At 71.8% G+C, this 7,060-nt stretch carries 8 protein-coding genes; 6 read left to right on the forward strand and 2 right to left on the reverse strand.

The window, feature by feature from the left end:
* Position 1 precedes the first annotated feature (1 nt).
* From AB0M11_RS16850 to AB0M11_RS16870, 5 genes are all read left to right on the forward strand, one after another.
* Positions 2-742: a response regulator transcription factor gene (locus AB0M11_RS16850; RefSeq protein WP_365705984.1), complete on the forward strand. Its 741-nt coding sequence runs from the start codon at positions 2-4 to the stop codon at positions 740-742.
* Entirely contained in the window at positions 739-2,241 is a 1,503-nt protein-coding gene (locus tag AB0M11_RS16855; RefSeq protein WP_365705986.1) for an ATP-binding protein, read from the forward strand. Before AB0M11_RS16850 ends, AB0M11_RS16855 begins: the two co-directional genes overlap by 4 nt.
* A gap of 373 nt (positions 2,242-2,614) precedes the next feature.
* Positions 2,615-2,974, forward strand: a complete 360-nt coding sequence (locus AB0M11_RS16860; RefSeq protein ID WP_365705988.1) for a hypothetical protein — start codon at positions 2,615-2,617, stop codon at positions 2,972-2,974.
* A gap of 221 nt (positions 2,975-3,195) precedes the next feature.
* Positions 3,196-3,501 (forward strand): LysR substrate-binding domain-containing protein, encoded by a 306-nt coding sequence (locus tag AB0M11_RS16865; RefSeq protein ID WP_365705990.1) that lies wholly within the window; start codon positions 3,196-3,198, stop codon positions 3,499-3,501.
* 168 nt (positions 3,502-3,669) lie between these two features.
* The gene (locus tag AB0M11_RS16870; RefSeq protein ID WP_365705992.1) at positions 3,670-4,041 is read left to right on the forward strand and encodes a DoxX family protein; all 372 of its coding nucleotides are present in this window, start codon (positions 3,670-3,672) and stop codon (positions 4,039-4,041) included.
* A 463-nt stretch (positions 4,042-4,504) separates the two neighbouring features.
* On the opposite strand, the gene AB0M11_RS16875 is transcribed toward AB0M11_RS16870, so the two are convergent.
* Entirely contained in the window at positions 4,505-5,365 is an 861-nt protein-coding gene (locus AB0M11_RS16875; RefSeq protein ID WP_365705994.1) for a LuxR C-terminal-related transcriptional regulator, read from the reverse strand.
* An 83-nt stretch (positions 5,366-5,448) separates the two neighbouring features.
* Positions 5,449-6,015: a helix-turn-helix domain-containing protein gene (locus AB0M11_RS16880; protein ID WP_365705997.1), complete on the reverse strand. Its 567-nt coding sequence runs from the start codon at positions 6,013-6,015 to the stop codon at positions 5,449-5,451.
* 310 nt (positions 6,016-6,325) lie between these two features.
* Here AB0M11_RS16880 and AB0M11_RS16885 point away from each other — a divergent pair, with 310 nt between their 5' ends.
* On the forward strand, positions 6,326-6,823 hold the full coding sequence (locus AB0M11_RS16885; protein ID WP_365705999.1) for a LuxR C-terminal-related transcriptional regulator: 498 nt from the start codon (positions 6,326-6,328) through the stop codon (positions 6,821-6,823).
* Positions 6,824-7,060 lie beyond the last annotated feature (237 nt).

Here is a 7,060-nt window from a genome sequence, read left to right on the forward strand (position 1 = left end):
GATGCCCGAACCGCCCGCCGCCCCGGCCCCGTACCGGCTTCTGGTGGTCGAGGACGACCCCGGTATCCGCATGCTGCTGGAATCGGCGCTGCGGCTGTCCGGCCACGCGGTCGCCAGCGCCGCCACCGGGCGGGAAGCCCTGCAGGACATCGAGGGGCTGCGCCCCGACCTCGTCCTGCTGGACGTGATGCTGCCCGACCTGGACGGCTACGAGGTCACCCGCAGCCTGCGTGCCGCGGGTGTGCGGACGCCGGTGCTGTTCCTCACGGCCCGCGGTGAGGTCGCCGACCGCATCGCGGGCCTCGCCGCGGGCGGCGACGACTATGTGACCAAGCCGTTCAGCATCGAGGAGGTGCTGTTGCGCATCCGCGCCATCCTGCGCCGGACGGACCCCGAACACCCCTCCGACGCGGAGAGCGCCGACAGCGGAACCCTCCGCTTCGCCGACCTCGAACTGGACGAGAACGCCCATGAGGTGCACCGGGCCGGCGAGTACATCCCGCTGTCCCCGACCGAGTTCAACCTGCTCACCTACCTCATGGAGAACGCCAACCGGGTACTGAGCAAGACCAAGATCCTCGACCATGTGTGGGGGTACGACTTCGCCGGCGACGGCCGCATCGTGGAGACGTACGTCAAGTACCTGCGCCGCAAGATCGACCGCTTCGACCCGCCCCTGCTGCACACCGTGCGCGGCGTGGGCTACTGTCTGCGGCTGCCTCGCCCCGGGACGGACCGATGATCCGCGGCCGACCCCGGTCGCTGCGCGGCCGACTGGTGTGGGGCGTCACCCTGCTCGCCGCGGCCGCGGTCCTCACCGCACAGGCCATCGGGTTCCTGGTGCTGCGTTCCTGGCTGCTCGACCGGGTCGACCAGCAGCTGACCGAGTTCATCCTCCCGAACCGCGCCCTCGCCGACGGGGCCGGGCTGCCCACCAGGCCGCCCACGGACTCCGCCACCCTGCCCTCGGACTTCCGGATCACTTTCTACGATGCCTCGGGCGAGGAGCGGGGAACCCTCGGCGGCGGTAAGAAGCCGGGTCCGGCGCTCCCGCCGAGCACCAGCCGACTCCACCTGGAAAAGGCGCGTCAAGCCACCGTCCCGGCCGAGTTCGGCGACGGTCACTGGCGGGTGCTGTGGAAGGACGCCGAGCGCGGCGGCACCACCTTCGTAGTCGCCCTGCCTCTCGACACCGTGGAGGGCGCCACGTCGAAACTGCTCGCCCTCAACGTGGCCGTCTTCGCCGTGACCGTGATCGGGCTGATCGCCGTCGGCCGGTGGGTCGTCCGCCTCGGCCTCCTTCCGCTGACCCGGATGGAGCACACGGCTCAGGACATCACCGCGGGAGATCTGCGCGTGCGGCTGCCCGACACCGACCCACGCACCGAGACCGGCCGCCTCGGAGCCGTACTGAACGACATGCTTGACCGCCTCCAACAGGCTCTGCGGCAACGTGAGTTCTCGGAGGCCCGGCTGCGTCGCTTCGTCGCCGACGCCGGACATGAGCTGCGCACGCCCCTCACCACCGTCCAGGGCTTCGCCCAATTGGCCCTGAGCCATCCGGACCGCCCCGCCGCACAGCGCCGGGAGGCCGACGAACAGATCGCCAGTAATGCCGAGCGCATGAACCACCTCGTGGACGACCTGCTCCTGCTGGCCACCCTCGACCAGGAGCCGAGCTACCGCACGGTCCCCGTCGACCTGCTGTCCCTCGCGGCCGACGCGGTGAGCGCGGCGGCCGTACGGAGCGGGGGCGAGCGCCAGGTGACCCTCAGCCCGCTCGACGCGAAGGGCGGGGACGGCGAACTGGAGGTGGTGGAGACGGCGGGGGATCCGGACCGTCTGCTCCAGGTGGTGAACAACCTGCTGTCCAACGCGCTCGTCCACACGCCGCCGGGCACTGCGGTCGACGTACGGGTGGGTACGGCTCGCGTGGGGGAGACGACAGGAGGCACCGACCGCCCCGGCCGGGTCGGCGGCTCACCGCCGCTGACCACGGGCACGCCGATCTGCGTGATCGAAGTCGCCGACCAGGGGCCGGGACTGCCGCCGCAGGAGGCCGAGCGGGTCTTCGAGCGCTTCTACCGCGTGGACCCTTCCCGCTCCCGTGACCACGGCGGCAGCGGGCTCGGCCTCGCCATCGCCACGGCGATCGCCCGGGGCCACGGCGGTCGCCTGGAACTCGACACCGGAGCGGGCCCTGGGTGCACGTTCCGCCTGGTACTTCCGGCCAGGGACTGACCGGCGCCCCGCTCGAACGCCCGCGAAACATGGTCCGCGCTTCCCGTGGAGGCCGCCGCCCCTTCGGCATGCGCCGGTCATCCGCAGACGGTGGCCGCTGTCGGTGTCGCTGGTGATCCCGTTCAGGACCCCCATGGTGGCCAGAGCGCCGTAGGCCTGGTGGCCGGACCGAGCACGGGTGCGACCGCCGTGGCGATGGCCGCGCGGGCGACCGCGACCGCCTGAGTGTTGCGGGCGATGGCTCACGATCCCCGATTGTTGACCTCGGCAACTACGTCCTCCGCGGCGACGTCTGCGTGTACTCCGGGAGCATCATCGAGGTCCTCGACGCGTGGGAGTGGGTGAACGCGCCGCCCGTTCGACCCTCAGCCGCATGGTGGACCGCGGTCTCCTGAAGCGCCGTCGCGCGGGACGCCGTACGTACGTCGGCCTCACCGACCGGGCGACGGCCATCCTCCGCGGCGGAAGTCAGCGCCTGGTGAAACAAGGAGCCGTCAACAGCGACCGGGACGGCACCTGGACTCTCCTCGCCTTCTCCCTGCCCGAGGGCAGCGCTCACCGGCACGACCTGCGCTCCCAGCGCACCTGGGCCGGATTCGGCCCCCTGATCGGGGGACTGTGGATCGCGCCGGGGGCACCCGACCTGGCCGCGATCACGGCGGACCCCGAACTCGGCGCCTATGTCGGGGGCGACGGTCCTTGGAGGCGAGGATCATCAGGACCGGGGCGGTGATGCGTTCGGCGTAGGTGCGCACCTCCATCTAAAGATGCGGTCGAGGGTGGAGATGGTGATCTCGTTCCGGAAGCTGGGCAGGTTGTGGATCATGTTCTCGATGAACTCCAGCCCTTCCTGGTCGCTGCACATGACCGGGTCCCCGGGTTCCGGGACGCTGTGCAGGCGGATGCTCGCGGCCGGCTCGCCGCGCAGCTGGGCCTGGCGGTCGGCGGGGATGAGTGGTCTCCGCCGACCGCGCCCCGGCCGTCCTCGGGCGGGAGGAGCTGGCGCACCGTCCTTGGGTGCTGCCCTGCCGTCACCCGTCGCCGGTCTTCTCCCCGCTGAACGGCCTGCACGCCGAGGGCATCGAACCGCACGCGGAGATCGTCACGGAGAGCTTCCTGGCCATTCCCCACCTGGTCGCGGGGAGCGACCGGATCGGCCTGATGCCCGAACGGGTCGTGGTCCCCGCCGTCTCCGGACAACCGGTCACCGCCGTCCGGACCGCCTTCGAGATCGGCCACTTGGTGGAGTCCCTGTGGTAGCACCCCTTGCATGAGCGGGAGCCGGCCCACATGTGGCTGCGCCGCATGGCCGCTCAGGCCGGCCAGGCGGTCGAGACGGTCCCCATGGTTTAAATCTGTAACATCATGCTAGCCTCCGGTTGTCCAAATTTGGACCTCATTTCCCTTTGCATTCCTTCGGAGTGCTCCGTGAACATCCTGTTGTGGGTTGTCCAGTCCTTCCTCGCCGCCGTCCTCCTCGCCGTGGGCGCCATGAAGATCTTCCGGAGCAGGACCGGACTCGCGGCCACCTTCGGCTGGGTCGAGGAGTTCTCCGACTCGAGCGTGAAGGCGATCGGCGTCCTGGATGCGCTGGCCGGCTTCGGCCTGGTCCTGCCGGGTGCCACGGACATCGCCCCGATGCTGGTTCCCTGGGCGGCGCTCGGCGGGACGGCGCTCGCGGTCGGCGGTTCGGTGGTCCACCTGCGCCGGTCCGAGACCCAGCTCGCCGCCGTGAACGTCGTCTACATAACCCTGCTGGCCCTGATCGCCTGGGGCCGCTTCGGCCCGTACAGCTTCTGACGTCCCCAGAACGCGCCGGCCGCCGTCCACCACGTTGACGTATCGACCGCACTCTCCGGTGACGTCGGTGCGGCCCGGCGGGCTGTGTTCGGTGCGCCACGTGAGGGCACGTCGGATCTGTGACTCCTCGGGGCCGGGCCGCATCCCGGGTCGTTCGGGGGTGAGAACCGGCTGACCGGTGGCCCGGGTACGGATGATCTTCGTAACCCAGCGTTCTTCCTCCACGGACCGGCGTGGCGCCCCGCACCGCCGGATGGCTGGCTCTCTTTGGTGGGGGGCCCGGTGGGTGTGCTGTGGGTGGGGGGGCTTGGTGGTTTTCACTGCCTGGATGGTGTGGCCGGGCTGAGGGGGGTGTGCTGATCGGGCGGGGTGTGCTGGTGGGGCGGGGCAGGATGCGGGGGGTCTGTTCGGGCTGGGCTGGGGGTGCGCGGGGGTGGCTGGGGGGTGGCTGGGGGTGTTTGGTTCATGTGGCTATGCGCAGGTGGGGGGTGTGGGTGTGGGTGTGGGTGTGGGTGTGGGTGGGGGTGGTGTGGGTGTGGGGGTGGATGAGGTGGTGGGTGGTGGCTTTGTTGACGGCGTCGAGGCGGCTGACGGCGTTGAGTTTGGTGAAGATGTTGCTGAGGTGGCGTTTGACGGTGCCTTCGGTGATGCCGAGGCGTGTGGCGATCTGGCGGTTGCTGAGGGCTGCTGCGGTGTGGGTGAGGATTTCTGTTTCGCGTGCGGAGAGTCCTGGTGTGCGGTCAGGGCTGGTGGGGTGGTTCGGGCCGTCAGGTCCGGAAGGGCTGGCAGGTCCGGAAGGGCTGGCAGGTCCGGAAGGGCTGGTGGGGCCGTCAGGGCTGGTGGGGCCGTCAGGGCTGGTGGGGTTGGTGGGGTTGTCAGGGTTGGTGGGGTGGAGGGTGCGGGGTGGGGGGAGGGGGCGGGGGAGGGTGACGGTCTGGTGGGGGTGGGGGGTGTGCTGGGCGTGGACGGCTTGGATGAGGGCGTGGTAGCCGGTGCTTTTGTGGAGGTAGCCGTGGATGCCGAGGTCGAGGAGGTGCTGGATGGGGCGGGGGTGGTCGAGGGTGGAGAGGACGAGGACGTGGCAGGCGGGGGTGCCGTGCAGGAGGCGGGTGAGGAGGGGGGCGCGGTTGGGGGCGGGGGTCATGTGGATGTCGAGGACGACGAGGTCGGGGCGGGTGCGGGTGACCAGGGGGAGGAGGTCTGCGGCGTGGCCTGTCTGGCCGACGACCCGGACGCCGGGTTCGGTGTCGAGCAGTGTGCTCAGGGTCTCGCGCAGCAGGCTCTGCTCGTCTGCGATCACCACTCGTATGGGGAGGGGGGGCATGGCGGCGGGTGCTCCTGTTTCCCGGGCCGGGCGGGTGGCCGGCGTGCCTGGTGTGAGGGGGTCTGCGTGGTGGTGAGGGCCTGTCATCGGGCGTCGAGGAGGGTGAGGGCGATGTCGGTGACCTGGCCGGTGTCGCTGGGGCGGGGGCGCAGTTCTTCGGGGGCGTCGGCGCCGGCGCCGGCGCAGGCGAGGGTGAGCAGGCATCCGGCGATCAGGTGCGGCGGGTGGGTGGAGGCGACTGTTCCGTTGTCCTGGGCGGCCTGGACGGTGCGGCTGGTGTGCCGGAGCAGGTCGGACAGGGCGGTGGCGGGGTGCGGGGCGGGCCCGGAGGCCCGCAGCCGCAGGGCGGCGCGCAGCCGGATGTCGGACTGCAGCTGTGCGCCGAGGCCGGCCACGAGCCGGCGCAGTGTGTCCACCGGGTCGGGTGCGGTGGGGTCGGGGTGCAGCGCGGACAGGGTCAGGGCGCCGTGTGCCTCGAGCGCGGCCGCGACGGCCTGTTTGGAGGTGAAGTGTCCGTAGACCGCGCCTTTGGTCATGCCGACGCGGTCGGCGACGGCCTGCAGGGTGGTGCTGTCGGGGCCGTGGGCGGCGAATTCCTCGGCGGCCGCGTCCAGGATGCGTTCGCGGGTCCGTTGAGCCCTGTCCTGCATCCCGCCCCCTCAGAAAAAAACCTTTGCGAAGGAATTATATGGGGGTGGGGGCGGGGCCGCAACGGTGGTGCGGGGCCGGATGTGTCTTTGGGTGCGCGGGCGTGTGCCGGAAGTCGTAGCGGCGCCGGCCCGGGCGGCCGGGCGGCCTAGCGTCCCTGGCACGGGGAATGTCGCACCGGGATCCTGTCCCGTCTTCTCGGGGCGGCCGGTCGGCGGCCGGGTGGCCGCTGGCGGGCCGGCTGTGGCCCGGTGACGTTCCCGCCGGACGTCTTCCCGCGCCGTGCGGGGGGAGCGAGGGGGAGGTTGGGACGTGGAGGAAGCACCGGAGGCGGCCATCACCGGCCGGGAGTCGGACGTGCTGGGTCTGCTGGCGTGGGGGCTGAGCAACCGGCTGATCGCCCGCAGGCTCGGTATATCGGAGAAGACGGTGAAGAACCATCTCAGCAGCATCTACGTCAAGGCCGGCGTGGCGGGCCGGACCCAGGCCGCCCTGTATGCCCGGCACACGGGCCTGAGCGGTGCCGGGCGGGCGGCGCTGAGGGGCTTGGGGCAGGCGGCGCCGCCGGCGGTGCCGGCCCTGGTCCCCGGTGAGGGGGTGCCGGCGGGCCGGGGTGCCCTCACCGTGCGCGAGCACGAGGTGCTGCGCCTGCTGGCGTGGGGGCTGAGCAACCGGCTGATCGCCCGCAGGCTCGGCATATCGGAGAAGACGGTGAAGAACCATCTCAGCAGCATCTACGTCAAGACCGGCGCCGCGGACCGCACCCAGGCCGCCCTCTACGCCGAGCACACCGGCCTCCTCGCGTCCTGAAAGCGGCCCGCCGCGAGAGCCTTCCCGCACGGGGTGCGCCTTCCCGCACGGCAGGGGTGCCCGGGGTGCGGGGAAGGCAGCCGCCCCGGCCCGGCGTCCCGTCCCGCCCCGGCCCGGCGTCCCGTCCCGCCCCGGCCCGGCGTCCCGCCCCGGCCTGGCGTTGCGTCCCGCCCCGGCCTGGCGTTGCGTCCCGCCCCGGCCTGGCGTTGCGTCCCGCCCCGGCCTGGCGTTGCGTCC

It is taken from the genome of Streptomyces sp. NPDC051987 (genome assembly GCF_040680735.1).
Classification (GTDB): domain Bacteria; phylum Actinomycetota; class Actinomycetes; order Streptomycetales; family Streptomycetaceae; genus Streptomyces.